Here is a 25,926-nt window from a genome sequence, read left to right on the forward strand (position 1 = left end):
TTATCTATACATTATTTAATGCAGCAAGGACGTAAGGTGGAATCGGAAAGTGTGAAAAAGTACAACCCAATTTTATTTCCGCTCGATTCATCATGTCGGTCTTTTTTCTTGCATATATAAAGAAAGGACGGAAAAAGAAGAAAGAAGGAGGTGGAGGCTTCTGAGCGGTGCTTTGTCATTTGTCGTGTTTGCCCTCGCATCCTTTAGACTGACGAGACTGATTGTGTTTGATACCATTACTGCCCCTTTCCGCCGTCTATTTCATGAAGAACAGGAAGAGGTAAACGAACAAGGTGAGGTTGAAACATATATCATCATTAAAGGAGAAGGACTGCGGTCCTGGATTGGAGAACTGTTAAGCTGTTATTGGTGTACCGGCATGTGGTGCACTGCTGCCTTACTTCTGATATACATACTTTTTCCTGTCATCAGCATGTGGCTTAATTTACTATTAGCGATTGCCGCAGCAGCAGGCATCATTGAAGCGGTCGTCTCGAAGCTTGTGAAATAAACAGGCATTCTGATCAGACACGCTTTCAATAAATGCATATACTATCAAGGAATAGGAAAGGAAGGGTTGCGATGAAACCAACTGAAACGCCGTCACATATGCTTCAAGGTTATCCAGCGCAGTCAAATCAACAATCTGTATATACGAAAAAAATCAAGAAAACTGGCTGCGGCTGTGGAAACAAAAAGAAACCTCAATAATAGAAGAGAAAAACAAAAGCCGGATTTATCCGGTTTTTTTGTTGCCCTTTTTTTGAGTGGTGCATATGTAAGAGAGAAGGGGTGACCAGAATGGATGCATTCGAACAATTAATCGGTTCCTTGTTCACTAAACCCCATGATGGGAAAGAACAAGCGCACGAAAAGGCTGAAATGGATCTATCGGATAAAGCGCATGATCTTGAGGAGCACTTAAAAGCATTTGGCGTGAAGATGGAGGTTTTTGCAAAAGAAACAGAAGCATTCATGATGCGTCATACAGAGGCAGATTACGTCTTTAAACAGCAGAAATAAAAATTCCGCACTTTTTTATGTGATCGTCCAAACCATTTCTTGCATTTTTCATACTTTGTAAGGGAGAAGAGGAGGTGCTTAAATATGAGTTGTTACGGTGGCGGTTATTGCGGCGGCTACGGAGGTGGCTACGGCGGCGGATATGGATCAACATTTGTTCTTGTTGTCGTGCTTTTCATCCTTCTAATTATCGTTGGTGCTTCTTTCTTTAACTACTAAAAAGTAAGAAGGTGAGGGAAGCAGGGGGGAAGCCTTTTGCTTTCCTTTCTCTTTGGTCAAACAAGGTTTTAGGATAGGCACATATCCCGCCTATTTTCATATAGTAAGGTGATTACTCCACAAAGAGGAGGCAAATGAATGGATAATAAATTCTTTAAAAGCGTAGAAAACAAAACCGGTGTGAATATGAATGATGTGTTTAAACTTGCAGGTTCTTTGCAAAATGCCAACTTTAAAGATGAGAATACCGTTCGAGGTGTCATTAAAAAAGTAGCGCAGCTTGCGAACAAACGTGTACCTAAAGAAATGGAAGACAAAATCGTTCAATCGATTACAAGTGGAAAAGAAAAGCTTGATTTCAATACAATCGCTAAAATGATGAATAACAAAAAATAAACAACAGGCTCTCCGTTTAAAGGGGGGCCTGTTGTTTTTGCGTAAATAATTCACGGTTTTTCTTTAGAAGAGGATACAAAAAGCGAGAACGATGAGCCGTTTTGCCTCGTCTAAATGAAGGAACAGACAGATAAAGAGATTGCTCAGCTCTTGTCATGGCCACGTATAATAAACGGCGCTCTTCTTCCAGCGCTTCTTCATCACCGTTTCTGAGTTCATCCAGTGAGAAATCATGAGGCAGTGCTCCGTCGACCACACATGTGATGTATACTGTCTGGAATTCAAGACCCTTTGCGCGGTGGATCGTCATGAGCTGAACACCGGGTTCATCTGTTTTTTCCTTTTCGGCAGATTTCATATGTTCGGCATGTGCGAGAAAGGCTTCAATCGTTTCAAAGCGTCTGGCAGCTGTTTTCACATCACGTACATCATCTGTCCCTTTTTCAAGTACATTCGTATCGTTCACCCGTTTTTTTAAGTAATCACCGAGTCCCATCTTTTGTTCAATAAATGTCACCGCGTCTGATGGCTTTAATGTTCGTAACGTTCGAAACAAAGGAACGATTGATTGCAGCTTTTTCCGTTGAAACGGCTGTATATCTGTCAGTTTTCCGAGCGCTTCTACCATTGAGCAATCTTCTGTGATGGTCAGTGCCTTTAGTGTATTCAGCGTTTGCTGCTTTAAAAAGAAAACCGGCAGCAGCTGTTTCATGGCTGCCACATCATCTGCATCCTGACTTAAGGAAAGAAAGGCGAGGAGTACCCGAACCATTCGTCTGCTGTAGAAGGCTTTGACGCCAGCATCCGTTTCATACGGAATGGCCGATTGATGCAGTCGTTCATAAATCGCACGGCCGCCTGTATTCGTACGAAACAGCACGCAGAAGTCATTCGGCTTTGCACCATTTTTAATTTTCTCCTGAATATCTGCGACAATCATTGTCGCTTCCTCTTCTTCATCATATGGATAAAAGAGCGTCGGCGGAATTTTCTCCTCGCGCACGGCTTTTAACGTCTTCTCATAACGATGCTGATTTTTCTTAATAATCGCATCTGCACTTGCGACAATTGTATGATGAGACCGGTAATTCGCATGTAAATGGACGATCTGAGCCGAAGGATAGTCCTGTTTGAATTCAAGAATGAAAGCAGGATTGCTGCCTCTAAAGGCGTAAATGGCTTGATCATCATCACCTACACAAAATAACTGCTCTGATTCTCCGGCTAAAAGTTGAATCAAGCGATATTGCACTGGATTAATATCCTGAAATTCATCCACTAAAATATACTGGAATCGTTCTTGATACCGTTTTAACAGTTCAGGCTGTTCTGTCAGCATATGTAAGCAGGCAATCGCCATATCATCAAAGTCAAATTGCTGATGATCTCGTTTTTGTTGTTCATATGATTGATAGATCGTCCACATGTGTTTTTCCTTTTCATCCTTCAAATCAGGAAGTTCACCTGGTAAAAAGGCATTTTTCCAATAGCCGATGGATTGCAGCACTTGATCAGTAGGGTAGTCTTTCTCATCAAGTCCTTCATTCATTATGGCTTTTCGAATGTATTGCTCCTTTTGCCAGTCAAACTTGATCAGATGCTGGCCGTTCCATTTATTTGCGTCATCGTGAAGCAGCATTTTATAAAAAAGACTGTGGAAGGTGCCTGTCACCACTTGGCTGGCTTGTGAAGGATGAAGCTGGTATTGCTTGCCCAGTCTTTCTTTCATCTCACTGCTCGCTTTTGTAGTAAAAGTTACGAGTAAAATATGGTGAGCAGGAATATGATGATGGGACATGAGATAAGCCGCTCTAGCCGTCAGGACTCTTGTTTTTCCGCTGCCGGCACCAGCCAGCACAAGCATCGGACCATCTAAATGTGTGACAGCTTGAAGCTGCGGTGTGCTAAAGGTGATATGCGGGAAGAGGTCGATCGTATGGACTTGTTCATTTTCTTCTAAATGTAAGGCGTCGCTAAATTGAATCGACTTTGGTTCCTGCCAGTCATATGATTCGCTAGTTTGCGAGATGATCTGTTTGCCGGTTGGAAAACGGAAGCCGCCAAGTTCTTTATAGGAAGCCTTCTCCTCCTGTTCAGCCGTTTGATGATGATCTGCTTGTTCTTCAGCTTGTTCACAGATCTCTTGCTGAGACATGTGCTTATGAATAAAGGCAGGTTCATCATGTATATTTAATCTGAAAAAGACCGGTTGTCCGCAATATGGGCAGAATAATTGTCCTTTTTTTCCCTCGTCATGGAGGAATTGATAATGTTCTCTCGAATACGTATGTAATGAGATCGTTCGATCATGTCGTCGTGCGCATTTCAAAGCTAGTCCTCCAATAGTCAATCAATCTTAAAATGAAACACATCTAATCATATCAAATGAGGCGTGTTTCAAACAGTCATAATTAGGGAATAGTAGAGTAAGAGAGAAGCAAAGGAGGCGTTCTTGATGGGATATATAGCCCCGATTCAGCCGGATCTGTATTTTCAATATATCAATCGTCCAGCTCCTCAGGATAAAGAAGACTACGCGAAAGTAACAAAGGTTACTCGCACCTTTCATGACAAGATTTACAGAGAGCTGGAGAAAAAAGAGGACTTAGTGACAGAAGCGGAAACGAAAGTACAGCAAAAAAAGCGGGAACGCTTTGTACGAGATATGTTTATGGAGGAAGGTAAGGGCGTTCATATCAACACGTATATATAAATGTTTGCGCTTTCTTCCTGTGACGAACGATAATGAAAAAGAAAAAGCCAGGGCATCTTGAATGCTCTGGCTTTTCTTTTGGTCAAACAGACAGTGTTTTTGTCATTTTGACATGTGTGATTCCCGCTTCTTCAAACGGTTCAGAAACCGCTTTGTAGCCTTTCTTTTCGTAGAAAGGAAGCGCATGGACTTGGGCATGCATCACCGCTTCTTTTGCTCCATTAGAAATTGCTTCTGTTTCTAACGCCTCTAACAGCTTAAGGCCAAGGCCGAAGGAGCGCGCCTCTTTTAACACACAAATTCTTTCTAGCTTTGCCTTTGATCCCTCAATGATCCGCAGTCTAGCGGCCGCCTGAGGCTTTTTGTCATCATTGTAAATGACAAAATGGGTGGCTTTGTCCTCTAGTTCATCTATTTCGATCTCTACTGGAACTTCTTGTTCTTTGACGAATACTTCTTTTCGAACGTAATATGCATCTTCTCGTTGTGTTTGTTCTGTTGCGATGACTGTTTTCAAATGTCTTTAACCCTCTTCTCCTAAAATAAATGTTTCATAGACGGTCCAAGATCCGTTTTCTAATTGATATAAAAGGTGGAAGCGATCCACTGTTTCTTCATGGTCAATTTTTCTCAGCTTTAATGTGCCAAGTACGTCTGAATGCTCATCATCGGATAGTTTTTGAGCGACTGTCACATGCGGAACAAAGGCATATTCAGGTGTACCAGCAAGTGGATCTGCATACAATCTTTCATTGAGCGCCATGATGTCCTCGTTCGGTTCTACTTTCATATAAATGACGTTGTTTACAGGAGCGAATGAACTGAATTTTTTAATACGTAACGTAATAGGAGAAGCATTTTTTGCATAATCTCTTAACGTTGAGACGACCTCAGCCGCTTCTAGATCCGTTAATTCAAAAGGTGTTCTTAATGTTAAATGAGGCGGTATGAGTGCATAGTTCGGATCATAACGCTTCCGGTAAGAGTTCGCAATATCTTGCAATTTTTTTGATGGAAATATAACAACTCCGTATTTCATCATGTTCCCTCCTGAATAAGAAAGTATTTATTATTGTTTATTATAACAAAATTCAGTTGATTAACGAATATGGGAGCATTCTTTTTAACGAAGGCGCAATGAGCGGCTGCCAAAACGTCCATTTATGATCCCCTTCGAATGTCTCAAATAAGTAATCCGCACCAGATTTTTCAAGAAGGGCCTTTAAATCTTCGTTCGGCTGAACAAAATCAAGCACCTGGCCATCTGTTGTTTTCACAGCCGTTTCCTCAAGCCCAATTTGATGGATAATGGCATAATGAGAAAGGGCTGTCGACTGTTTGACGGCTTCTAGAACCGACTCGTCAACGTAAGGGGACTGCAAAATCAGCCCGCCGAATAAAGAAGGATAATCAATGGCTGTCATGAGGGAAATCGTCGCACCAAGTGAATCACCAATAAACGTTCGTCCTGATCCAATTTGATAGGTTGGATAGTGTTCATCAATATAAGGAACCAGTTCATTTGCTAAAAAGCGTTTATACGCTTCAAACTTTGTACCGTCTGGATGATACGTGTTCCGTCTTTCCGTGACATTTTCATAAGGAACACCAATGATAATCGAGCGTTCCATTTCTTTGTTTTGCATCAATTCTTCTGCCTGTCTGCCTATTTTGCCTAGGCGGAAATAATCATGACCATCCTGGGCAATGATGACATGATATGTATAAAGGGGGGAGTAATTGACTGGCAAATAGATCAAAATGGTCATGTCCGCCCCAAGTTCTTTTGACTGTATGGTTTCTTCTTGAATGATTCCTGTTTTCTTCACCATAATCCATTCCTCCAGCTAACCAAATTCATCATAAAGTGAAACGTTTCCATTCATTGTAACATGAAAAACTGTGATGTTCCTATATGCTAACATGCAATCAAATCGTATAATATCGATTCTGTTATAAAATACAGAAAATTTTAATTAATCATGACATTTCCCCTTGAAAAATGAGATTTAATGGGTTACAGTATTAAGAATTAGAACAGACAGACAACACATTCTTATCGTGAGAGGTGGAGGGACTGGCCCTTTGAAACCTCAGCAACCGGTATGCATCACTTCATGTGATGTACCAAGGTGCTAAATCCAGCAAGCAGCTTTTTTTGCTTGGAAGATAAGAGGAAGCGATTAAACCCCTTCTTCTTATGAAGAAGGGGTTTTCTGTTTTGAAATCAGATTTTTACTTAGGATGGTGTCAAATGACAGAACATGTGGAAACGAAATTAGCGCAGATTGGAAACCGTAGCGATGAGGTGACTGGCACTGTCAGTCCTCCCGTTTATCTTTCGACAGCATATAGACATAGAGGCATAGGGGAATCTACAGGATTTGATTACATTCGAACGAAAAACCCAACAAGACAGCTTGTAGAGGATGCAATTGCTTCACTCGAAGAAGGGACGGCCGGTTTTGCCTTCAGTTCGGGAATGGCGGCAATCCAAACGATCATGGCTCTATTTGAAAGCGGAGATGAACTCATCGTCTCATCAGACCTATATGGCGGTACATACCGTTTGTTTGAAAACGAATGGAAAAAGTACGGCCTGCGTTTTCTTTATGATGATTTTTCAGATGAAGACTGTTTACGCTCTAAAATCACGCCAAACACAAAAGCGGTCTTTATTGAAACACCGACAAATCCATTGATGCAGGAAGCAGATATTCAAAAAATAGCGAAGATTGCAAAAGAGCATGACGCTTTGGTGATTGTCGATAACACCTTTTACACACCAGTCTTGCAAAAGCCGATTACGCTTGGAGCGGACATTGTCATTCATAGCGCAACCAAATATTTAGGCGGACATAATGACGTTCTTGCAGGGCTTGTGGTGACAAAAGGAGAGCAGCTGTCTGAAGACATGTTCCAGCATCAAAACGCGATAGGAGCGGTTCTATCACCATTTGACTCATGGCTTTTAATGAGAGGCATGAAAACACTGGCTCTTAGAATGCGCCAGCACGAGGCAAATGCGAAGGAGCTGGCTGAGTTTTTAAAGAAACAGCCAGAAATTCAAGATGTGCTTTATCCAGGAAAGGGAGGCATGCTGTCATTCCGAGTAGCTAAAGAGGACTGGGTCAATCCATTTTTAAAGCAGCTGAAAACGATTTGTTTTGCTGAAAGCCTTGGCGGAGTCGAAAGCTTCATTACGTATCCTGCAACACAAACGCACATGGATATTCCAGAAGAGATTCGCATTGCAAACGGTGTATGTAACAAGCTGCTCCGTTTCTCTGTTGGCATCGAGCATGTAGATGACTTGAAAGCAGACCTGAAACAGGCACTATCACAAGTAAAAGAGGAGGTACACGCCAAATGACCACACACGATTGGACACTCGAAACACAACTCGTTCATAATGCGTTTAAAACAGACCGTTCAACAGGTGCAGTCAGTGTACCGATTCAGCATGCATCCACATTTCATCAAAGCAGCTTCGATGAATTCGGCCAATATGACTACTCCAGATCGGGAACTCCGACACGTCAAGCATTAGAGGATACGATTGCAGCGCTGGAAGGTGGAACGAGAGGGCTTGCCTTTGCATCAGGCATGGCAGCCATTTCAACCGCTTTTCTTCTATTGTCAAAGGGAGATCACGTCCTTGTCACAAGAGATGTGTACGGCGGGACTTTCCGAATGATCACCCAAGTTCTTTCAAGATTTGGAATTGAGCATACCTTCGTGGACATGACCGATTTGAATGAAGTCAAAAGAGGCATTCAATCAAATACAAAGGTCATTTACATGGAAACACCGTCAAATCCAACACTAGGCATTACAGATATTGAAGGTGTCGTACAGCTTGCAAAAGAGCATGACTGTCTGACTTTCTTAGATAATACGTTTTTAACACCTGCGCTTCAGCGTCCGCTTGACCTTGGTGTGGATGTTGTTCTGCACAGCGCAACGAAATTTTTAAGCGGCCATAGTGATGTGCTGTCAGGCTTAGCCGTGGTAAAAGATGAGAAGCTGGGAGAGGAACTTTATTCGCTGCAAAACTCCTTCGGTGCGGTCCTTGGCGTGCAGGACTGCTGGCTCGTGTTAAGAGGGTTAAAAACCCTTCAGGTGAGATTAGAAAAAGCAAACCAAACGGCCTTCGAACTAGCTTCATTTCTAAAAGAACATCCTGCGGTGAAAAAAGTATACTATCCAGGCTTAGACGATCATCCTGGGGCACACATTCAGCGCAAGCAAGCAAGCGGAGCAGGAGCCGTTCTCTCATTTGAACTAGAAAACCAAGCGGCTGTCAAAGAATTGGTGGATGCCGTCACATTACCTGTATTCGCCGTCAGCCTCGGCGCCGTTGAATCCATTCTGTCGTATCCAGCTAAAATGTCACATGCGGCTATGCCAAAAGAAGAAAGAGAAAAAAGAGGGATTACAGATGGGCTGCTTCGTTTAAGTGTCGGAGTTGAAAACGGAGAAGACCTCAAACGCGACTTCAAACAAGCACTCGATCAACTAAAGCCCGTCCTTGTGAACCAATCATAAAGAAGGAGAGAAAAAAGCCGGCACAGCCGCCGGCTTTTTGACCTTTTTTGAACAAAACCATTGACGGCTTAATATGATGGTTATATAATAGAGACTGTCAGTAACAGAAAGCCCAGAACTGATACATAACCCGATTCCGTAGCTCAGCTGGGAGAGCGCTACCTTGACAGGGTAGAGGTCGCTGGTTCGAGCCCAGTCGGAATCATATGAAAAGACGTTGATACAGAGCCATTCTTGAGATAATCGAGAATGGCTTTTGTATTTCTAAAAACGAAAAGGTAACATTACCAAAATAAAAACCACACTGAAAATATAGTGTGGTCAATTTAAAATGCCGTCCATTTGATCAGCTTTCTGTTGGCTTGTTGAAGGTAGTACATGAGCATATGTTTGAAGCGTTACTTTTTATTGTCCTAGTCTTTCACTTACTGCTTTAACAGGAGCTTAGATTAACTTAGCTCTTACGCTTTTTTACTGATGTGCTAAAAGTTTGATGTTTTTGTATTTCATTGTCCAGCTCCTGTGAGTATTCTTTATCTTTTCTCTGCAGATATAATGCATTACGACTGACTCCAATTTCATCACCTGCATTTTCAGCCTTGCTTTAGCTATTAATGAGATTGATTTAATCTTTCTTTCATCTAATATATTTTACTTTACACGCCTTTATATTTACATAATTTTGTTTATTTATTATAATTCACCTATTAAGTTGAAGTAGGTGTTAATTTGTCCAGATCATCTCAGGCTAAGCTATTCAATGCACTCGAAGAATTATCTCATATAAAAGATTTTTACATAGAATCAGAAAGAAGAAACGAAAAAGCTTTATTAGGATTAGAAAGAAAATTTCAAAAAGCAACAGAAGGAAAAAGTGAAGAATATAAACAGCAATATTTTGATTTTAAGAGCTTAGAATTTTATTACTATGAACAAATATATCCTCAACTAATAAGGAAGACTGTATTTTTACAAATCTATTTTACTCTAGAAAACTATATTAAAACTCTTTGTGATGTAGCTCAAGAAAGAAGAAACCTCACTGTATCATATAAGGATTTACATGGTCAGGGTATTAGAAAAGCAGAGAAGTATTTTACTAAAGTCTGCAACATTACAGAGCCATTCAATTCTAGCAATTGGGAATCCATTAAGGCTTATAATGAATTGAGAAATGTCATTGCTCACAATTCATCAATTCTAAATGAGAAGTTAAAAGTCACCCTACATGATTTAATAATTAGTAATAATGATAAAGGTGAAATGATATTCCAGTTAGAAAAAGAATTTATTCCAAGTTGTATAAACATTGTAGAAGAGTTCCTTTTACAATTTAGAGATATCTAAACAACACAAAAACTATTATTACCCCATCCTCATGGTGATAATAGCTTTCCCACTTTCTATTATCCTTCTTGGACGAAGAAGGAAACTATCTTGGAATGGCATGGCTGGCAACCGCATTTAACGTAGGTGGCCGTAGAGCAGAACTAGTCCAATTTAAAACAGAAATTATAGACTTTCCTTTGAATGAAGGCCAATCATATGTTATGAGTCATAAAGTATTTGGTAAAGGTACAGGTGAAGGCAAAGTTTTAGAATACATGGTGAATTTAGAGGCACAAAAGTATATGAGGTTATGGCATAAAAAACGTGGGTATGATTATGAGTTCAACTTCACTACATATGGTGGAGAACCAAAGCAAATCTCAGAGTCGTTTGCTCCAATGTTCTGTCGGACATCCTTGGTAGACGGATTAATCCTCACCTATTTAAGGCCTCTTGTATCACTTACCTTCTTGAAGTTAAAAAGATCAAGTTAGAATTGGTTAGCAGATACATCGCTCATCATGAAGATGTCTCAACTACAATCAAGCATTACGACTTAAGAAACTTTGAGGAAGAAAACAATCAAATCTTCATATAAAAAACGGGCTTTTTCTTTAGGCATTCCCCCAACCTATTTTTCACAAGCTTCATATTATGTGACCATTAGGCATAAGGAGGAAATGAGAAAATGTTTAATTATTACCCGTATGAAATGCATTATGTTAGAACGCACGTTCCACCACAGCAACATATATGGACTCCAACGGAGGCTGCAGACTATTTAGCTCAATATAGAGGTCAGTATATTCGGACATCTATTACAGGATATGGCGTTGTTACCGCACAGTTAACAGATTACAATCCCGCAACAGGCACTGTGGACTTAAATGTTTATTTTACACCAGGCCGCCCCCCATCATTTATGAGAGTAAACAGGCAAGATCTGACGGCGATAGTCCCTCTAGGGTTTCAGCCCCCGCCTGAAATACTGGCACAGCCTGCCCCAGCTACGTCAACTCCAACTGCAAAACCTGCTTTCTGTTCCTGGATGCCAAATCATCCAATGTGTCGATAATAACTGGCAGCACTTTGTGGATAGGTTGTATATATCTTTAAAATCCCTCTTTTATTCAGAATCAAGATCCTTCTTTTGAGGGATTTTGCTTATGATTGAAATAAAATGTAAAAAAAGAAGGTAATTTATCCTATCATGTCGAAATGATATTTTATAGAATAATGATAGGAGAGAAAAAAGTTGCATTCCATTGGTATTAGAGTTTCGACCAAAAAGAAAGAATCAAAAGGGAAAATATTTTTCGCGATAACCGAGATCGAAAATTAGAATCTAAGTTTAATTAGAACATCCTGTATTATTATTCCAACCTCTCTAGAAGTTCCAGAGCAATTGGCATATATAAGAACAAATCTTCTAGCCTTAATGAAAGAATTTAACATTAAATTCGCAGGACTAAAAATTGTGGAGGGATCGGCTAACACTCAAATTCCATACAGGAAAAATATTGAGGGAGTTATCCAAGAGCTTTTTGCAAATAGTGAGATTAAAGCTTATGATCTATTGCTAATTAATAAATTCGCAAGAATATTTAGCAAAAGTACTACTGAAATAAAAAGCGTTATCGAAGGCGAACTTGATTTTGCTGGTATCTCGAAAGAAGAATGGAAATCGCATCCTAAAGAAATTAGAGAAAGTATTCTGGCTAGCCTTTCAATTATCTCTTGGGGGAAAGCTGCATGATAACATATACTGACACTATTTTAAAACTAGAGTTCAAAAAAGAAATTGGGGTTGAGGGAAGAAACTCAACAGTTTATATAGCTTATGACCCTCAACTTGATACCGATTTAGTTATAAAGAAAATAAGTAAAACTGATTTCACAAAAGTTGAGGAATATTTCACCGAAGCACAAATGCTTTATTTTACACAACACCCCAATATAATGCCAGTGAAGTATGCCTCACAGGATGAGCAAAATGTATATATTGCGATGGAATTTATGGAAAAAGGTTCGCTTAACAGTATTATAGAAGAACAATTTTTAACACCTAGAGAAATAATTAAAGTATCTTTAGAATTCCTTTCTGGTATACACTTTATGCATGCAAAGAAACTTGTGCACTTCGACATAAAACCAACAAACATCCTAATTAACAATGCTAACAAAGCGATCGTGACTGATTTTGGTACAAGTAAATATTTAAATGATTTCGGTTTAGCAAGACCTGATAAATTATACAGTCTACACATTCCTCCAGAAAAATTCGATTTTGGGCATTTCTCATTCTTTAGTGATATTTATCAAGCTGGTCTTACAATATATAGAATGTGCAATGGCAACAAGTTTTTTAAGGAACAACTCACAGACTTGAACATAAAAAAAGCAGAAGAACTTGCTGATGCTATTTCTTCCAACAAGTTTCCTAATAAGAAAAAGTTTCTTCCGCATATACCGAAAGAATTAAGAAATATTATAACTAAATCACTTTCGATAAATGTTGAGGATAGATACCAAAGTGTTTTGGAAATGATGAATGATCTTGCTAAACTTGAAAATAAGTTAGATTGGGGTTACAATGAAATAACAAACACACATTCGATTGTTTCGTTTAAAACAGATACTCACTTATCCGAAGTTTCTGTTTTAAGAAGTGACTCAGGTCAATGGTGTACTGAAGGTTATAAAATAAGATTAGCCGACGGCAAACGAACAAAAATAAATAAATTTTTTATAAAAAATTTAAAAACAAAGCAAGATGCTTTCGAAGCAATTTATAAAATTCTTTAATTGAAGAAAGGTGTGATCAAGGCATGGGTTTTGAACTCAAATTAAATACAAAGAGAAACAATGTAACGCCATACCCTCTTTGCACCTTGAAAGAAAGATTGATTAAAGATAAGGCTGTGGACATGAATGATAATTATCGAATTATTGATTTGGAGAATGGTTTTGTTAAAGTTGTCCCAATCGATGGAAATAAGTTGGTTAGATAATTAAATCCTTTAGGTTAAATTGAAATTAACTGAGCCTCACCTTTGGTGGGGTTTTTCTATGCCATCATTTAACAATCCCTCCCTTCTGCCGATAACTTTGTTGAGGTGGTAAAGATTGATACTCAAGAAAATGAAACAAAAAATAGAAAAAAGAAAACTAAGAATAGAAGAAAATAAGGCAATGGAGGAATTTAAAAAAGAAGAATTTAACCACGTCAATTTAAAAAATAACCTGATAAAAATGAGAATGCGTGTTCTTGTTAAATATATAGATTTCCATTTCTCTCTTGAGGGACAGGACGACTTGATAGTATTTAGAAGTAAACTTCGAGTAGTGAGGTCGCTCGATAAAGATGTTCTGTTGAGTGCGATAGCTAGAACGAAAGGAATGGAAAAGATATATGAAACAAAATATACTACTTTTTTTGTTGGTGCTATTCTTGCAGCTACAGTTCCAGTAATAGCAGCCTTTGGAGACTTGATTCCTGCATATACTATTATCATACGTGTTTATATTATGATATTTACAATGTTAACGTTAATTTTCTTTTTAAAGGATCTGATTAAAGACAAATATTTTGTAGCGCTACTGGTATCATTTCGGGAGATGATGGAACAAGCTTTAGCGGAAAAACATGAAAAGTGATTAGCTTTCTCTCCCCTGCTCCTTTCTAATTGAAGCAATTCTCATTATGAAATTTCCTATGTAATATAAGTAGGATTGCACTCAAAAACATGGCTTTCTTCCGATATTATCCATGAGGTGACTATAAGTGAGAAGCACACTAAAGGAAAAGAGAGAAATTAAGGAATTGAGAAAACAGAAGTTTACTAAACAAAATTTAAAGCATAATTTGGTGGAGTTGAGTTCACGTGGACTCATTGTTTACTTAACAGAAAACTTCCCTAGAGATGGTCAAGATTATCCCGAACATAAAAAGAAGATGATGATTCTAAAATCATTAGATACGGAAGATATATCAGGCGCTATCGCTCGAATGGATAGGATTAATCATGTTAATGATCAAAAAAGATTCTTCTTCTTTATTGGAATAATATCCACAATTATCGCTGCTGCAATTGGCACTATTCTTGGGAGTATAGAATTCGATCCTGATGCATCAAATTTAGACATTGGTGCAACTATTACAATGATATGCACAGTTCCCGTATTTATTTATCTATTGTTTTCTTTGGCGGTGATAATGGACAGTTTTAACAAAGCAACACTTGAATATTTTAAAGACTTGCTTATACTTGCAAGAGATGGGAAAAAGAATGATATTGAAATTCTTTAGGCTTCCCCCTTACTTGTTTAATTTATATCCTGTTTACTCATCATAAATTATGGCGATTTGTTGAAGAAAATAATCATTTTAAATGAGGGTAATGGTGATAAAGCTTAAATTTACAGAATGGAATAAGTTTAAAACAGTTGTATAAAAAGGTAACATTTTTTTCGGTTTTTAAAAAATACGAAGGAACACCAGAGGATACAGAAGGGTAAAGAAAGCTTATGTATCAAGGTTTATAAGTGAATATAGAGTATCGCTGATAATCACAGGATTCCATATATTTACCTTGACAGGGTAGAGGTCGCAGGTTCGAGCCCAGTCGGAATCATCGTTGAAACCCTTGCTTAGCAAGGGTTTTTTGTTTTTTTACAACGAATGTTTGTTCTATTTCTTTTGGTTGGGGACGAACTTTATCCGCCAGATTGTTTCTCAATATTTTTAGGATCAAAATGATTAAAGTGTTAAATTCTAATTTGTTTGTGACATGACCATAAATATCTGAGGTTGTTTTAGCACTGGCATGTCCGGCTCTTTTCTGAATAGCATTCATGCTCTCAACTGCCTCTATAAGGACAGCCACCATTTTTGCAAGAATCCTCCGAAATGCAATACGGACTTTAAATATTTTCATTTATATTCTCTATTTGTCTATATTTTTCATAACGCTGTTGTATAAGCTCTTCCGAGGATAATAGGATCAATTTTTTAAGAGATGATTCGATTGCAGATTCAATCATTTTTGCCTGTGATTTTATATCATTTTGTGCTCCACCTTTCATTTCAGGTATGATTTCATCAATCATTCCTAACTGTTTTAAATCTTTTGCTGAAATTTTCATATGTTCAGCAGCTTCTGGAGCATACTTAGCGTCCTTCCATAGGATAGATGCTGCTCCTTCTGGCGAAATTACTGAGTACCATGAATACTCTAACATATGGATATGGTTACCGACACTAATGCCAAGAGCTCCACCACTTGATGCCTCTCCAATTACAATACAAACAATTGGCACTTTAAGCGTAGCCATTTCAAATAGATTTCGAGCTATCGCTTCAGAAATTCCACGTTCTTCAGACCCTTTTCCTGGATAGGCGCCTATTGTATCAATAAATGTAATAATAGGGCGATTAAATTTATCAGCTTGTTTCATTAGTCTTAGCGCTTTTCTATAACCTTCTGGATGAGCCATTCCAAAATTTCTTTCTATATTTTCCTTTGTACTTCTACCTCTTTGATGACCAATAACCGTAACGGGCATCCCTTTAAATTTTGCAATACCACCTATCATTGCTTTATCATCACCATATAATCGATCACCATGAAGTTCGAAAAAGTTTGTAAACAATAAAGGTATATAATCTAATGTCGTGGGCCGGTTACGTAGTCTTGCAATTTGAACTCGTTGAAAAGCTGTAAGATTAGAATAAATTTCATCTTGCATTTTATTTAAACGTTTTTCTAATAAATGAATTTCTGACGATAAATCTACATTATTTTCTTTCATCATTTTCTTTAATTCATCAAATTTCTCTTTTAGTTCAATAATAGGACGTTCAAAATCCAAACTCATTTTACCCTCCAAAGGTTATGATTTACCTCACTCTAATCAAAAGACTTAGAAATAGAATCAATAAATAATTCAAAACCATCCACAACTATTTTTTGTTCTGATTCTGATAAATTATTGAGGATACGTTGATAAAATGTAAGGGATTGTTCTCTTAAGCGATTAACAGTAATGTGACCCTTTTCTGTGAGGTGCAGAAAAAGTTCTCTTCTATTTTTTTCATTTACTTCACGATAAACAAGCCCCATTTTTACTAACTTATCTACCAACCTACTTACAGTTGAAGTCTCTAATCTAAGTTTATTGGATAGTTGCCAAACAGTTAATTTTTCCACCTCTAGTTCCTCTAACGCCATCATTTGAGAAGTTGGTAGAGGTTTTTCAAATGGTCCATTGGGCAAATTATGAGATTCGAAAACCCCAGTTAATATAATCATTTTCTTAATATCTGTTCTTAGTTTTAAGGCATCTTCTCTTTTCAAAAGGTCACCCTCCTACAATTCATGCATAATACATCAATTGTATTATACATCAATTTGATTTTTTCACAAACTTAACATAAGCCAATGTGACAACATGGACGAGATATTTCTTCTTGTTAAATGTGTCTAATTTGTGAATTTAACAAATTCCACAAACTAAAATATATGGAAGTTCAGTCTATAGTAGGTAACATAATACTCATTGTTATGGCGGGTATCTAGTCTCGTAAAAGTGACAAGACTAATCATTTTGAATGAATAGAAGGAGGTTTCATGATTATTGCCATAACTGATGTTACATACGGTAGTAAAGTAAGAGAGCCAAAAGGTGCTCTGCGTTACTACTATACACATGCCTTAGAAATCGAAAATTCTAAGGAAGAGCTTCTCATCCAAATGGACTTTACAGATAAGCTCTCTAAAAAAAATTACACGGAGGTAATAGGAAATGAGAATTAACCACAATATCGCAGCACTTAACACATTAAACCGTTTATCAGCAAACAATGGTGCAAGCCAAAAGAACATGGAGAAACTTTCTTCTGGTCTTAAAATCAACCGTGCAGGGGATGATGCAGCAGGTCTAGCTATCTCTGAAAAAATGCGTGGACAAATCCGCGGTTTAGAAATGGCTTCTAAAAACGCACAGGACGGTATCTCTCTTATCCAAACAGCTGAAGGCGCATTGACTGAAACTCACTCAATCCTTCAACGTGTTCGTGAACTAGTCGTTCAAGCTGGAAATACTGGTACACAGCAAGGTGAAGACTTAGCTGCAATTAAAGATGAGATCACAGCGCTTGTTGAAGAGGTCGATGGTATTTCTAATCGTACTGAGTTTAACGGAAAAAAATTATTAAATGGTACGTTTAATGGAGTAGGTACACCTGGCACACCAGCAACTCCGCCGACAGATCCAGATGATCCAAGTACAGGTACACCTGCAGTCCCAGCAACTCCTGGTGATGCTTTAGTATTCCAAATTGGTGCAAATGCTACACAACAAATTAAAGTCAACATTCAAGATATGAGCGCTGCTGCTTTAGGCGTTACAGACAACGATGGTGCAGTTGAGACAGGTAAGTCTGTTAAAGATATCGATGTATCTAAATTTGAAACAATTGCAGCTGATGACGATGGTGGATTTGATGATCAGTTAGCAATCGTTGATGGGGCTATTAAACAAGTTTCTGCACAGCGTGCTAAACTTGGTGCAGTCCAAAACCGTCTAGAACACACAATCAACAACCTTGGTGCTTCTTCTGAAAACTTAACGGCTGCTGAGTCTCGTATTCGTGACGTTGACATGGCAAAAGAAATGAGTGAGTTCACGAAGAACAACATTCTTTCTCAAGCTTCTCAAGCTATGCTTGCACAAGCGAATCAACAGCCACAAAACGTACTTCAATTATTACGTTAATAAATCAAAAGCCCCTTTATATAGGGGCTTTTTTTGTTAGTCTTTATTGGTTCGATGCCTCATTTTATTGATCGTTCTAAAAGATGCTTCAACGCCAATAAATACGACAAAGAATATTACTATCCAACTGACCAACCTTCATAGAACATGCCTTACTAGGGTGAATTAAAACATATATAATACTTCTATTAAAGTTGTTGGTTTTAAAAAGTAAAAAACATGGTAAAATTAGATAAAAGTATAAAAAAGAGTGATTCTATGGAATATGTAATTATGTTAATCTTTTTATTAGCACTTTTCTTTATTTTTACTGTTTTCCTAAAAACCCGTTACAGTTTTGGTGAAAAATACTTAGTCTTAAAATTTGGTTTATCTAAAACAGAAATACCAATTGATCAAATCGTTAGTATTAAAGAGTCGGACAAGTATGGAATTGCAGATAATATTGATTATAGAATTGGTGCTCCATATGGTCAACCAGATAGAATCGTTATTGAAACTATGAATAAGCGTTTTCTAGTTTTTTTAAATGAAGGTCATCATTTTCTTCAAAATTATAAAAAAGCTAGTGCTAGAATATAAGATAAGTACTTTCTACGATAGAAGGTGCTTTTTTATTCGAGTTCCTCTTCTTTAAATATACTAATAGAATGAATATTTCAATACTTCAGCCAGCTCACTTATGAAGAGTTGCTGCAGGGTTTATCGTAGGCAAAACTCATGGTAGACTTTGAATGGACAGAAACATGACAAATCACTTGAAAGGATGATTGTGGTGGTGAAAACAGATAAAGTCTCCTCCTGAATTCATGAAATTACATTCAGGAGGAGATAAAAATGTTTAAACAAATAGATAATTATCCGAGAAAAGAACACTTCCATCATTATACGAAGGTAACCCGATGCTCATATAGCCTGGTGATCGATCTAGACATCACGAAATTGCATGCAATATTAAAAGAAAAAAATCTAAAAGTATATCCTGTGCAAATTTATTTGTTAGCAAGGGCTGTGCAAAAAATACCGGAGTTTCGGATGGATCTAGTGAACGATGAACTTGGTCACTGGGATCTTCTAAATCCTAGTTATACGATTCTAAATAAAGAAACAAAGACATTTTCAAGTATTTGGACGCCTTATGACGAAAACTTTGCTCAGTTTTATAAAAGCTGTGTAGCTGATATTGAAGCTTATAGCGAAAGTAACAAACTATTTCCGAAACCTCATATGCCAGAAAATATGTTCAATATTTCAAGCCTGCCTTGGATTGATTTTACTTCTTTTAACCTTAATGTATCTACAGATGAAACTTATTTACTGCCGATATTTACGTTAGGCAAATTTAAGGTGGAAGAAGGAAAAATCATCTTGCCAGTCGCCATTCAAGTACATCATGCTGTTTGTGACGGCTTTCATGTCGGTCAATATGTGGAATATTTGAAGTGGCTGATAGAACATTGTGAAGAGTGGTTAAACGAGTCATTGTATACTTAATTTTCAAAAGGTGAAAAAGGCAGACTTTTGCAGAGTCTGCTTTTTCTGTCGTGAGAAGAAATGTGTAACATCACGTTATGTTACTCTATTAAAATATAAGGGTGATGGAGAGGTAATTGGCAGAAAGTGTTTCGAGAAATTCAGAAGTAGTCGAGAATGTTACAAATGCGAAAATTATATTGAAAAAAGATGAGAATGGGGGTTTTATTTTAACGGGATACCCTGTTAAATAGAAAGAAGGATGATAAAATGAATGAGAGTTACAGTTATTTAGAAGAGTTAGAAGATTTTTTAGGTGGCACATTTCATCAGGATATCGATTCCCCAGAAGAAGCGATTGATGAGTTTATTCATGAAGCTAGTAAAGAATGTCTGCTGTCTACTATAAAGGATTGTCAGGATTTTTTGAATAGTACTTTAACAATACAGGAAAAAGAAAACTTTATCGATAATAATGCAGAAATCTATTTTCCGGCGATCTCATTAAACCCTTTACAGTGGTTTAATAAAATAATAGAGGAAATGAAAGAAGCAGTGAAGATGAAGTAACAAAATGAACCTTGATTGACTAATGCCTTTCAAGGTTTTTTTGTGTCTATTGGTCAACAAACTGAGAAAAAGAAGATCTTTTTCTACGTGGATCATCGCATGATATAGATAAACAAATCGAACGTGAATATTTTGTCCAGAAGGAATAACCTGAGGATGCTGGCATTGAGCACTTTAAGTGCCTTGTACTTAGCTGGTACTCCAGTCAGATCTTTTTTATATCTACTGATAAATTCTTTATTGGAGGAAGGGATTGAACAGGTTTGTAATTTGAGGTTTTAAAATGGTAAATGATTAGTTGGTCAATGTTATACTAACCTCAATAGATATAGGGAGGCATCCACTTTGAAATCATTCTGGGAGAAAGAAGAAGAGAGTCCTTTCACGTTAGAAAAGATAGATGAGGAAAAAATTCGTGAAGCAGAGGGAAGACTTGGTGTCGCTTTACCTGATACATATAAAAAGCTCATCTTAGAATGGAATGGTGGCTTTACAGTTCGTAATGCGTTTCCAACGGAACAACCGAATTCATGGGCTGAGGATCATGTTCAATTTGACCATCTAAGAGGAATCGCCAAAGATGATGGCATCATGAATAGTTCCCAGTTAAGTGATGAATTGGAGCTCCCGGAGGGACTTGTGATCATCAGCGGAGAGGAAGATACATGGATCGCAATGGATTATCGAAAAATGAAGGAACACCCGCCTATTCACTATTTTGATTTAGAAATGGGAGTCGATTTTAAGCTGGCGGATACTTTCGATGATTTTATTGAGCAGTTATATACAGCTGAAGACGCGATGGTCGAGGTAGTAGAGATTGATGAGGAATCCTCGGATTTGTATATCAGTAAAGAAGAGCTTGAACAAATTTTTGAAAGACAAGACCTTCGTCAGCAGAATCTTTTTAAAACGGCACATTATCCGATGGAAGACATTGAAGAGATTGAATGGTTTTTCGATCGAATGAAAAAATGCATCAAACAGATAAAAGATCAAAATGTCTTGTACGAAGCAGCCACGACTGTTCACTCCATTCTTTTGTTAAATCCAGATATGCCAAGGAATGACCGTATCAATAAAGAGCTGCAAGAAATTGCTGAGTTTCTAGAAAAGAGTGGAGAATCTCTTACCGTCCTTTTGGGAGAAGACATTCATTCAGTGAAAAAACGATAGTGAAAGAATAAAAGCCCCTCAAAAGGGCTTTTAAAAATGTAGTTTAAGATCTCTTTTTATTTAAAGTTTTCATGATGAATAATGCTATATATGAAGCAATGAATGAGCCTAAAGTGTAAACAACTGACCACCCTAAGAAAGAGACATTAAAAAGTGTAAATGTCAGGATGAGCAAAATGATAAAGCTCACAACTGGCATGAAATAAACTTTTTGTACAAACAATGTGACGATAAAAGAAGCGATGATTATACTTACTGGAAGCAAGCCGAATACGAATTCTAAATGAGTCATATCAATTCTCCCTTTAAATGACTTAGCTACATTTGATTTGTTCTAATTGCCACTCATACACTCATAATTCATAGTACATCGGGTTTTTGAGTTTAATAAATTTATTAGACAAAGGAATCAATAACCATATCTTAACACAAGTAAATACATTTATTATATTAAATGTAATCAACAGGATGTTGGATGATTTTAAATCCTTCTTTTTGTAATGTTATTGAAAGGCATATTTAAATAAAGTATAGTAACTTTATATAACAAAGAGGAAGATGGTTAAAGATGATGCATGCAGGAAGATTACGCCAGCAAACTTTGAACAATCAGTAATTTCATATGTTCAAAGGCTCTGTTTTCATCAAACGGGGTAGTCTGCACATTTTTAATGATCTTCAGCGGGAAAGTATGCAATTTCACTAGAAGACAGGCAGATAATTGTTCTGTCTTTTTTGTATGTTTTTATAATACAAAGAAAGGTATAAGTCTAGCTTTGTTTACTCTGACCACATAAAGTAGTCTGTTTGTGGTTTTTTGTGATGATATTCTTGATGCCTATTGATCATGACTAAATGAGCAATTGGAGGAATGGATATGAATAGACTGGAATTAAAGCAGTTAGCCAAACATCACGGATTAGAGATTTTAGAGAATACCATGAAAATAAATGAATCAGGTGTTGATTTCTGTGTCGCACATGTCGAAGATTTACATGGTGATCAATGGATATTAAGAGTGCCTCGCAGACCTGAATCAATGAAACATACCTTACAAGAAAAAAAGACATTAGATCATATGAGTAAGCAGGTTCACTTTCAGGTCCCTAAGTGGTCTATCTTTACAGAAAGTCTGATTGCTTATAAACAATTAGAGGGGGTACCGGCGGCTAGTATTGATATGGAGAAGCAATCGTATGTGTGGAGTTTTGACCAAACGAATGTACCGCAAGCCTATTACGAATCATTAGGAAGAGTTCTAGCGAATGTACATTCCTTAGATCAACCGCCATTTAAAACGATCGGTGTGGAGATGCTCCGTGCTCATGAATTAAGAGCATCAATGAAACAGCGAATGGAACGTGTCAAATCGCAATACACCATTAACAGTGGTTTATGGGAGCGCTGGCAAGAATGGCTAGCAAAAGATTCTTTATGGCCGCCTTTCGTGGGGGTGAAGCATGGAGATTTACATCCTGGCCACATTCTGATTGATGAAAATCAATGTGTGACGGGTGTGATTGATTGGACTGAAGTGGGGGTTGGTGATGTATCTGCAGACTTTTTGTCGCATCAACTTCTCTTTGGGAAAGAAGGATTAACAAAACTTATCCATGCGTATGAAAAAGCAGGCGGGAGAACTTGGCCAGGAATGGATGAACATATAATAGAACTTCTGACTACAAGTGCGATCACTGTGGCCGAGTACGCACAGAGATCAGGATTGAAAGATATGCATGAAGCTGCAGCATACATGTTGGCAAACGAAAGTTAATCAATCAGAATGAATCCAAAAAAAAGCCCCTAAAAAGGGCTTTTTTAATTTAATTCATGAAAAAACTGTTTGAGTTGATCAATGAAAACGGATTTTGATTTTCCTTTTTTATAAATGAACTCGATATTGATATTGAAATTGATGGATGGATCGATTGAAATTTGTTTTAATGTTCCTTGTTCTACTTCATTTCTAACACAATGATGAGGTAGAAACGATAGCCCCATTCCTTGTAGCACTAAATTTTTTGCTGTTTCCATATGATCAACCTCAATGGAAATGTTCGGTGTGATGTTGTTTTTTTGAAATAATCGGTGAAGCATCAACCAATCAAATGACCCGTAGTCAAAGAAAATAAAAGGCTGTTCTTCTAGTTCTTTCATATTGATATTGTCAAGGCTGGCAAGCGGATGATGAGTTGGGACGAACAGCCCAATCGGATCGCTGAAAATAGGAATCGATTCAATTTGAGGATGTGTTTCAGTCCTGACAATGCCAAAGTCTACTTGATTGTTAATCACTTTTTGGACAACATCCTTTGAATGCCCTGTTACAATTTTTACTTTCAGGTTTTCGTATTTTTCTTTTAGGGCTGGCAATATGTTAGGCAATAGATTATTGGAAATAGAGGATGCGCATCCAATTGTCAATTCATAAGGGATCATCGTTTGTTTGAGACTATGCTTTGCTTCTTGATAAGAATGGAGAATCTTTTTGGCATGCGGGTAAAACTGTTCACCTTTTTCCGTCAGAGATAGTTTATTTCTCTGTCTATCAAATAATTTCAGGTCTAATTCCTTTTCTAACGATTGAATACGTGCCGAAACAGAAGGCTGGGTTAAATACAGTGCTTCCGCAGCTTTATTGATACTGCCTAGCTGGCATACATAAATAAACGCTTCTATATTCTCAATATTCATGTTATCCCCTTATATGACGTTCTTTAAATGTTTAGCTTTTCAAGCTCATACACTAATTTTACAGCTTCTTTCGCCAAAATGACAGTAGGGTCAATCACTTTCACAGCATTGGTTGACCTTAGAACTAAAGGGATTTCTGTGCAGCCGGCAATGATGGCTTCGGCTCCTTGATTGATTAAAATTTCTGATGCTAATGCCAGTTCACTTTCGCCTTTACTCAATTTCCCAGCTTTCACTGCATATATCCCATTCATGACGTTTTTCTGAAGCTCTTCACTTGGGGTCATGACGTCAATCTTGTGATGAGCACAAGCCTTTTGGTAGAGCTTAGTTTTTAATGTGCCATCAGTACATAGTAAGCCCACAGACGTATAGTGATGTTTGTTCAGGTGCTTTGCGGTTTCTAGTGGCATATTCATAATAGGGATATGAGTGGATTGTTGAACATTTTCTAAAAAGAAGTGAGCGGTATTGCATGCAATCAGAATAAAGTCCGCTCCTGCGCGTTCTAATCTTTTAGCTGATGCAATCATATATTCTGTAGGATCTTCGCCTTTCCCAAATATGGCATTGGTTCTATCAGGAATTTGCGGATAATTATCAGCAATCACATGGAGATGATCCTGATCTTTTATCGCTGGAGTATGAGAAATGATTTTTTTCATCAGATCAATCGTTGCTAAAGGGCCCATCCCGCCCATAATTCCGATCGTTGTAGACATATACACCACCACATTTCTTTTTTTTCTATTATAAAAAAAGAAAGCATGGTGATCGTTATAGAAAAGTTCTATTTGTATATAGAAGGTTGATCAAAAAAGCCTTTATCTGTCTTGAAGTATGAGTTACAATCTATCCAAAATCCATTAGAATAAAGAAAATGGATAAAGGAGCAACCACATGAATTTCAATTTAAATGAAGCTTTAGATATGTTGAGTCGAACTCCTCACACGTTAGAAAGTCTTTTGTCCGGTTTATCGAAGGATTGGCTTCACAGCCGTGAAGGGGAGGGGACGTGGAATCCAGTTGAAGTCATTGAACATTTGATTGAAGCAGAGAAATTCAATTGGATTCCTCGATTAAATGTGATTCTTGCTGATGGAGAGAATACACCATTTCCTGCGTTTGACCGATACTCTCATTTGAACCATTCTGAAAGACAGATAGAGCAAGCACTATCTGAGTTTCAGCATGTGCGGATGGAGAATGTGGCATACATTCAACGCATGACACAATCAGGCCTTGATTTAGAGAAAAAGGGCGTCCATCCGGAGTTTGGGGTCGTGCAAGTGAGCGAATTACTTTCTGCGTGGGTTGTCCATGACTTCACACATATGTCCCAGATTGTTCGGGTCATGGCGGAACGATATCGAGCCGATGTGGGTCCATGGAGCGCTTATTTAGGAATTTTGAATAAAAAATAATTGTTTAATGGTGCTTAGCGGCCCACTCTGATTGAAGCATGGCATATTGATATTCATCAACCCAATGTCCCTTAGACATATAATTTTGCAGCAAATGTCCTTCGCGTCTCATTTCTAAACGTTCCAGCACTCGAATGGATTTTTCGTTGCGCACATCTGTAAAGGCAATGATTTTATGTTTGTTCAGTGTCATAAAAATATATTCGAAGATTGAACTGAGAGCTTCGTGAATATAGCCCATTCCTTGGTATTCAGGCGCGAGGGTAAAACCTATTTCGACGATTCTAGGTTCACTATCTAGTGTATGGATGGCGCAATCTCCTATCAGCTGATTGGACTCAGATAAGGCAATAGCGTATTGAAACCATGTCCCCGGTTGATTAGGTTTTTGTGCCATTTGATGTTGAACAAATGATTCAGCATCTTCGTATGTGTAGTTTTCCCAGGATTGAAATTTTGCTATAGAAGGATTTGCTCGATATTGATAAAATGCTTCAATATCCTGTCTATCGAATTGGCGAATAACAACTCGGTTTGTTCTTGTAAATATGCTGTTTGCATTCTTCATGTGTTAACCTCACTTT

33 protein-coding genes, 1 tRNA gene, 1 pseudogene and 1 riboswitch are annotated in these 25,926 nt (G+C 37.7%); of the genes and pseudogenes, 24 read left to right on the forward strand and 11 right to left on the reverse strand.

The features are described from left to right. The first annotated feature begins 160 nt into the window (after positions 1–160). The 5 genes from NSU11_RS05890 (at position 161) to NSU11_RS05910 (ending at position 1,638) form a co-directional block, all read left to right on the forward strand. Positions 161–511 carry a DUF1360 domain-containing protein gene (locus NSU11_RS05890; RefSeq protein ID WP_342493902.1) on the forward strand — a complete coding sequence of 117 codons (351 nt, stop codon included), beginning with the start codon at positions 161–163 and terminating at the stop codon, positions 509–511. Positions 512–582: 71 nt separating this feature from the next. Then, on the forward strand, positions 583–711 hold the full coding sequence (locus NSU11_RS05895; protein WP_254967544.1) for a hypothetical protein: 129 nt from the start codon (positions 583–585) through the stop codon (positions 709–711). A 90-nt stretch (positions 712–801) separates the two neighbouring features. Further along, positions 802–1,023 carry a hypothetical protein gene (locus NSU11_RS05900; protein WP_342493850.1) on the forward strand — a complete coding sequence of 74 codons (222 nt, stop codon included), beginning with the start codon at positions 802–804 and terminating at the stop codon, positions 1,021–1,023. Between the two features lie 84 nt (positions 1,024–1,107). Further along, on the forward strand, positions 1,108–1,242 hold the full coding sequence (locus NSU11_RS05905) for a YjcZ family sporulation protein (protein WP_047201816.1): 135 nt from the start codon (positions 1,108–1,110) through the stop codon (positions 1,240–1,242). A gap of 138 nt (positions 1,243–1,380) precedes the next feature. Further along, positions 1,381–1,638, forward strand: a complete 258-nt coding sequence (locus NSU11_RS05910; protein WP_008348417.1) for a stage VI sporulation protein F — start codon at positions 1,381–1,383, stop codon at positions 1,636–1,638. 16 nt (positions 1,639–1,654) lie between these two features. Here NSU11_RS05910 and NSU11_RS05915 read toward each other — a convergent pair whose 3' ends face one another. Next, positions 1,655–3,967, reverse strand: coding sequence for an ATP-dependent helicase (locus NSU11_RS05915; protein ID WP_342493851.1), 2,313 nt, complete (start codon positions 3,965–3,967; stop codon positions 1,655–1,657). Between the two features lie 126 nt (positions 3,968–4,093). On the opposite strand from NSU11_RS05915, the gene NSU11_RS05920 reads away from it, so the two are divergent. Beyond that, positions 4,094–4,351, forward strand: a complete 258-nt coding sequence (locus NSU11_RS05920; protein ID WP_003210759.1) for a hypothetical protein — start codon at positions 4,094–4,096, stop codon at positions 4,349–4,351. Between the two features lie 82 nt (positions 4,352–4,433). On the opposite strand, the gene NSU11_RS05925 is transcribed toward NSU11_RS05920, so the two are convergent. From NSU11_RS05925 to NSU11_RS05935, 3 genes are read right to left on the reverse strand one after another with little or no spacing between them, the layout of a single operon-like run. Next, the gene (locus NSU11_RS05925) at positions 4,434–4,868 is read right to left on the reverse strand and encodes a GNAT family N-acetyltransferase (RefSeq protein WP_151039290.1); all 435 of its coding nucleotides are present in this window, start codon (positions 4,866–4,868) and stop codon (positions 4,434–4,436) included. A 6-nt stretch (positions 4,869–4,874) separates the two neighbouring features. After that, positions 4,875–5,390: a YjcG family protein gene (locus tag NSU11_RS05930; protein ID WP_024426454.1), complete on the reverse strand. Its 516-nt coding sequence runs from the start codon at positions 5,388–5,390 to the stop codon at positions 4,875–4,877. Positions 5,391–5,442: 52 nt separating this feature from the next. After that, positions 5,443–6,183, reverse strand: a complete 741-nt coding sequence (locus NSU11_RS05935; protein WP_172881641.1) for an esterase family protein — start codon at positions 6,181–6,183, stop codon at positions 5,443–5,445. Between the two features lie 221 nt (positions 6,184–6,404). Continuing rightward, positions 6,405–6,527, forward strand: a riboswitch (SAM riboswitch). Between the two features lie 78 nt (positions 6,528–6,605). Between NSU11_RS05935 and NSU11_RS05940 the strand changes: the two genes are divergently transcribed. From NSU11_RS05940 to NSU11_RS05985, 10 genes and pseudogenes are all read left to right on the forward strand, one after another. Continuing rightward, complete coding sequence (locus tag NSU11_RS05940; RefSeq protein ID WP_197172783.1) at positions 6,606–7,724, forward strand: methionine biosynthesis PLP-dependent protein; 1,119 nt, start codon at positions 6,606–6,608, stop codon at positions 7,722–7,724. Next, the gene (gene metC, locus NSU11_RS05945) at positions 7,721–8,899 is read left to right on the forward strand and encodes a cystathionine beta-lyase (protein ID WP_197172784.1); all 1,179 of its coding nucleotides are present in this window, start codon (positions 7,721–7,723) and stop codon (positions 8,897–8,899) included. The genes NSU11_RS05940 and metC overlap by 4 nt, the downstream gene beginning before the upstream one ends. Before the next feature lie 132 nt (positions 8,900–9,031). After that, a tRNA-Val gene (locus NSU11_RS05950) sits at positions 9,032–9,104 on the forward strand. A gap of 524 nt (positions 9,105–9,628) precedes the next feature. Then, entirely contained in the window at positions 9,629–10,246 is a 618-nt protein-coding gene (locus NSU11_RS05955) for a hypothetical protein (protein ID WP_197172785.1), read from the forward strand. A 74-nt stretch (positions 10,247–10,320) separates the two neighbouring features. Continuing rightward, positions 10,321–10,826, forward strand: a pseudogene (locus NSU11_RS05960) (site-specific integrase); the annotation flags it as partial. An 807-nt stretch (positions 10,827–11,633) separates the two neighbouring features. Beyond that, entirely contained in the window at positions 11,634–11,984 is a 351-nt protein-coding gene (locus tag NSU11_RS05965) for a hypothetical protein (protein ID WP_342493852.1), read from the forward strand. Next, entirely contained in the window at positions 11,981–13,033 is a 1,053-nt protein-coding gene (locus tag NSU11_RS05970; RefSeq protein ID WP_197172787.1) for a serine/threonine-protein kinase, read from the forward strand. The genes NSU11_RS05965 and NSU11_RS05970 overlap by 4 nt, the downstream gene beginning before the upstream one ends. 23 nt (positions 13,034–13,056) lie before the next feature. After that, positions 13,057–13,239, forward strand: coding sequence for a hypothetical protein (locus NSU11_RS05975; RefSeq protein WP_197172788.1), 183 nt, complete (start codon positions 13,057–13,059; stop codon positions 13,237–13,239). A gap of 115 nt (positions 13,240–13,354) precedes the next feature. After that, the gene (locus NSU11_RS05980; protein ID WP_197172789.1) at positions 13,355–13,885 is read left to right on the forward strand and encodes a hypothetical protein; all 531 of its coding nucleotides are present in this window, start codon (positions 13,355–13,357) and stop codon (positions 13,883–13,885) included. A gap of 127 nt (positions 13,886–14,012) precedes the next feature. Further along, positions 14,013–14,537, forward strand: coding sequence for a hypothetical protein (locus NSU11_RS05985; RefSeq protein ID WP_197172790.1), 525 nt, complete (start codon positions 14,013–14,015; stop codon positions 14,535–14,537). Positions 14,538–14,859: 322 nt separating this feature from the next. Here NSU11_RS05985 and NSU11_RS05990 read toward each other — a convergent pair whose 3' ends face one another. Genes NSU11_RS05990 through NSU11_RS06000 form a run of 3 tightly spaced genes read right to left on the reverse strand, consistent with a single transcriptional unit; the run spans position 14,860 to position 16,584 of the window. Beyond that, entirely contained in the window at positions 14,860–15,165 is a 306-nt protein-coding gene (locus tag NSU11_RS05990; protein WP_342493853.1) for a hypothetical protein, read from the reverse strand. Then, entirely contained in the window at positions 15,152–16,105 is a 954-nt protein-coding gene (locus NSU11_RS05995) for an acetyl-CoA carboxylase carboxyltransferase subunit alpha (RefSeq protein WP_197172791.1), read from the reverse strand. The genes NSU11_RS05990 and NSU11_RS05995 overlap by 14 nt, the downstream gene beginning before the upstream one ends. Before the next feature lie 32 nt (positions 16,106–16,137). Beyond that, positions 16,138–16,584, reverse strand: coding sequence for a MarR family transcriptional regulator (locus NSU11_RS06000; protein ID WP_197172792.1), 447 nt, complete (start codon positions 16,582–16,584; stop codon positions 16,138–16,140). 273 nt (positions 16,585–16,857) lie between these two features. Between NSU11_RS06000 and NSU11_RS06005 the strand changes: the two genes are divergently transcribed. The 6 genes from NSU11_RS06005 to NSU11_RS06030 all read left to right on the forward strand — a co-directional run bounded on the left by NSU11_RS06005 (position 16,858) and on the right by NSU11_RS06030 (position 21,223). Continuing rightward, a complete protein-coding gene (locus NSU11_RS06005) occupies positions 16,858–17,043 on the forward strand; it encodes a hypothetical protein (protein WP_024424989.1) in 186 nt (61 codons plus the stop codon). Then, the gene (gene hag / locus NSU11_RS06010; RefSeq protein ID WP_024424988.1) at positions 17,033–18,004 is read left to right on the forward strand and encodes a flagellin Hag; all 972 of its coding nucleotides are present in this window, start codon (positions 17,033–17,035) and stop codon (positions 18,002–18,004) included. The genes NSU11_RS06005 and hag overlap by 11 nt, the downstream gene beginning before the upstream one ends. Before the next feature lie 258 nt (positions 18,005–18,262). Then, a complete protein-coding gene (locus NSU11_RS06015; RefSeq protein WP_024424987.1) occupies positions 18,263–18,586 on the forward strand; it encodes a hypothetical protein in 324 nt (107 codons plus the stop codon). 255 nt (positions 18,587–18,841) lie between these two features. Continuing rightward, a complete protein-coding gene (gene catA / locus NSU11_RS06020; RefSeq protein ID WP_024424986.1) occupies positions 18,842–19,498 on the forward strand; it encodes a type A chloramphenicol O-acetyltransferase in 657 nt (218 codons plus the stop codon). Between the two features lie 249 nt (positions 19,499–19,747). Next, positions 19,748–20,047, forward strand: a complete 300-nt coding sequence (locus NSU11_RS06025; RefSeq protein ID WP_024424985.1) for a contact-dependent growth inhibition system immunity protein — start codon at positions 19,748–19,750, stop codon at positions 20,045–20,047. 345 nt (positions 20,048–20,392) lie between these two features. Further along, entirely contained in the window at positions 20,393–21,223 is an 831-nt protein-coding gene (locus tag NSU11_RS06030; RefSeq protein WP_024424984.1) for an SMI1/KNR4 family protein, read from the forward strand. 43 nt (positions 21,224–21,266) lie between these two features. On the opposite strand, the gene NSU11_RS06035 is transcribed toward NSU11_RS06030, so the two are convergent. Then, entirely contained in the window at positions 21,267–21,515 is a 249-nt protein-coding gene (locus NSU11_RS06035; protein ID WP_024424983.1) for a DUF2651 family protein, read from the reverse strand. A 585-nt stretch (positions 21,516–22,100) separates the two neighbouring features. Between NSU11_RS06035 and NSU11_RS06040 the strand changes: the two genes are divergently transcribed. Then, a complete protein-coding gene (locus tag NSU11_RS06040) occupies positions 22,101–22,997 on the forward strand; it encodes a macrolide 2'-phosphotransferase (RefSeq protein WP_024424982.1) in 897 nt (298 codons plus the stop codon). Between the two features lie 44 nt (positions 22,998–23,041). On the opposite strand, the gene NSU11_RS06045 is transcribed toward NSU11_RS06040, so the two are convergent. Next, entirely contained in the window at positions 23,042–23,917 is an 876-nt protein-coding gene (locus NSU11_RS06045) for a LysR family transcriptional regulator (RefSeq protein ID WP_024424981.1), read from the reverse strand. 23 nt (positions 23,918–23,940) lie between these two features. Then, positions 23,941–24,639 carry an amino acid racemase gene (locus tag NSU11_RS06050; RefSeq protein ID WP_024424980.1) on the reverse strand — a complete coding sequence of 233 codons (699 nt, stop codon included), beginning with the start codon at positions 24,637–24,639 and terminating at the stop codon, positions 23,941–23,943. A gap of 178 nt (positions 24,640–24,817) precedes the next feature. Between NSU11_RS06050 and NSU11_RS06055 the strand changes: the two genes are divergently transcribed. Next, on the forward strand, positions 24,818–25,342 hold the full coding sequence (locus tag NSU11_RS06055; protein WP_024424979.1) for a DinB family protein: 525 nt from the start codon (positions 24,818–24,820) through the stop codon (positions 25,340–25,342). Positions 25,343–25,346: 4 nt separating this feature from the next. Here the strand turns inward: NSU11_RS06055 and NSU11_RS06060 are convergent, their stop codons facing one another. Then, complete coding sequence (locus NSU11_RS06060) at positions 25,347–25,910, reverse strand: GNAT family protein (RefSeq protein WP_024424978.1); 564 nt, start codon at positions 25,908–25,910, stop codon at positions 25,347–25,349. Between the last annotated feature and the right edge of the window lie 16 nt (positions 25,911–25,926).

This window comes from Bacillus sp. FSL R5-0712 (assembly GCF_038593285.1).
Taxonomy (GTDB): Bacteria; Bacillota; Bacilli; order Bacillales; family Bacillaceae; genus Bacillus; species Bacillus safensis.

Excerpts from the sequence above, each read along its gene's own strand:
- NSU11_RS05895 (WP_254967544.1), top strand. The coding sequence starts at position 583 with ATGAAACCAACTGAAACGCCGTCACATATGCTTCAAGGTTATCCAGCG.
- NSU11_RS05900 (WP_342493850.1), top strand. The coding sequence starts at position 802 with ATGGATGCATTCGAACAATTAATCGGTTCCTTGTTCACTAAACCCCAT.
- NSU11_RS05905 (WP_047201816.1), top strand. The coding sequence starts at position 1,108 with ATGAGTTGTTACGGTGGCGGTTATTGCGGCGGCTACGGAGGTGGCTAC.
- NSU11_RS05910 (WP_008348417.1), top strand. The coding sequence starts at position 1,381 with ATGGATAATAAATTCTTTAAAAGCGTAGAAAACAAAACCGGTGTGAAT.
- NSU11_RS05920 (WP_003210759.1), top strand. The coding sequence starts at position 4,094 with ATGGGATATATAGCCCCGATTCAGCCGGATCTGTATTTTCAATATATC.
- NSU11_RS05930 (WP_024426454.1), bottom strand. The coding sequence starts at position 5,390 with ATGAAATACGGAGTTGTTATATTTCCATCAAAAAAATTGCAAGATATT.
- NSU11_RS05935 (WP_172881641.1), bottom strand. The coding sequence starts at position 6,183 with ATGGTGAAGAAAACAGGAATCATTCAAGAAGAAACCATACAGTCAAAA.
- NSU11_RS05940 (WP_197172783.1), top strand. The coding sequence starts at position 6,606 with ATGACAGAACATGTGGAAACGAAATTAGCGCAGATTGGAAACCGTAGC.
- metC (WP_197172784.1), top strand. The coding sequence starts at position 7,721 with ATGACCACACACGATTGGACACTCGAAACACAACTCGTTCATAATGCG.
- NSU11_RS05970 (WP_197172787.1), top strand. The coding sequence starts at position 11,981 with ATGATAACATATACTGACACTATTTTAAAACTAGAGTTCAAAAAAGAA.
- NSU11_RS05975 (WP_197172788.1), top strand. The coding sequence starts at position 13,057 with ATGGGTTTTGAACTCAAATTAAATACAAAGAGAAACAATGTAACGCCA.
- NSU11_RS05990 (WP_342493853.1), bottom strand. The coding sequence starts at position 15,165 with ATGAAAATATTTAAAGTCCGTATTGCATTTCGGAGGATTCTTGCAAAA.
- NSU11_RS05995 (WP_197172791.1), bottom strand. The coding sequence starts at position 16,105 with ATGAGTTTGGATTTTGAACGTCCTATTATTGAACTAAAAGAGAAATTT.
- NSU11_RS06005 (WP_024424989.1), top strand. The coding sequence starts at position 16,858 with ATGATTATTGCCATAACTGATGTTACATACGGTAGTAAAGTAAGAGAG.
- hag (WP_024424988.1), top strand. The coding sequence starts at position 17,033 with ATGAGAATTAACCACAATATCGCAGCACTTAACACATTAAACCGTTTA.
- NSU11_RS06015 (WP_024424987.1), top strand. The coding sequence starts at position 18,263 with ATGGAATATGTAATTATGTTAATCTTTTTATTAGCACTTTTCTTTATT.
- catA (WP_024424986.1), top strand. The coding sequence starts at position 18,842 with ATGTTTAAACAAATAGATAATTATCCGAGAAAAGAACACTTCCATCAT.
- NSU11_RS06025 (WP_024424985.1), top strand. The coding sequence starts at position 19,748 with ATGAATGAGAGTTACAGTTATTTAGAAGAGTTAGAAGATTTTTTAGGT.
- NSU11_RS06035 (WP_024424983.1), bottom strand. The coding sequence starts at position 21,515 with ATGACTCATTTAGAATTCGTATTCGGCTTGCTTCCAGTAAGTATAATC.
- NSU11_RS06040 (WP_024424982.1), top strand. The coding sequence starts at position 22,101 with ATGAATAGACTGGAATTAAAGCAGTTAGCCAAACATCACGGATTAGAG.
- NSU11_RS06045 (WP_024424981.1), bottom strand. The coding sequence starts at position 23,917 with ATGAATATTGAGAATATAGAAGCGTTTATTTATGTATGCCAGCTAGGC.
- NSU11_RS06050 (WP_024424980.1), bottom strand. The coding sequence starts at position 24,639 with ATGTCTACAACGATCGGAATTATGGGCGGGATGGGCCCTTTAGCAACG.
- NSU11_RS06055 (WP_024424979.1), top strand. The coding sequence starts at position 24,818 with ATGAATTTCAATTTAAATGAAGCTTTAGATATGTTGAGTCGAACTCCT.
- NSU11_RS06060 (WP_024424978.1), bottom strand. The coding sequence starts at position 25,910 with ATGAAGAATGCAAACAGCATATTTACAAGAACAAACCGAGTTGTTATT.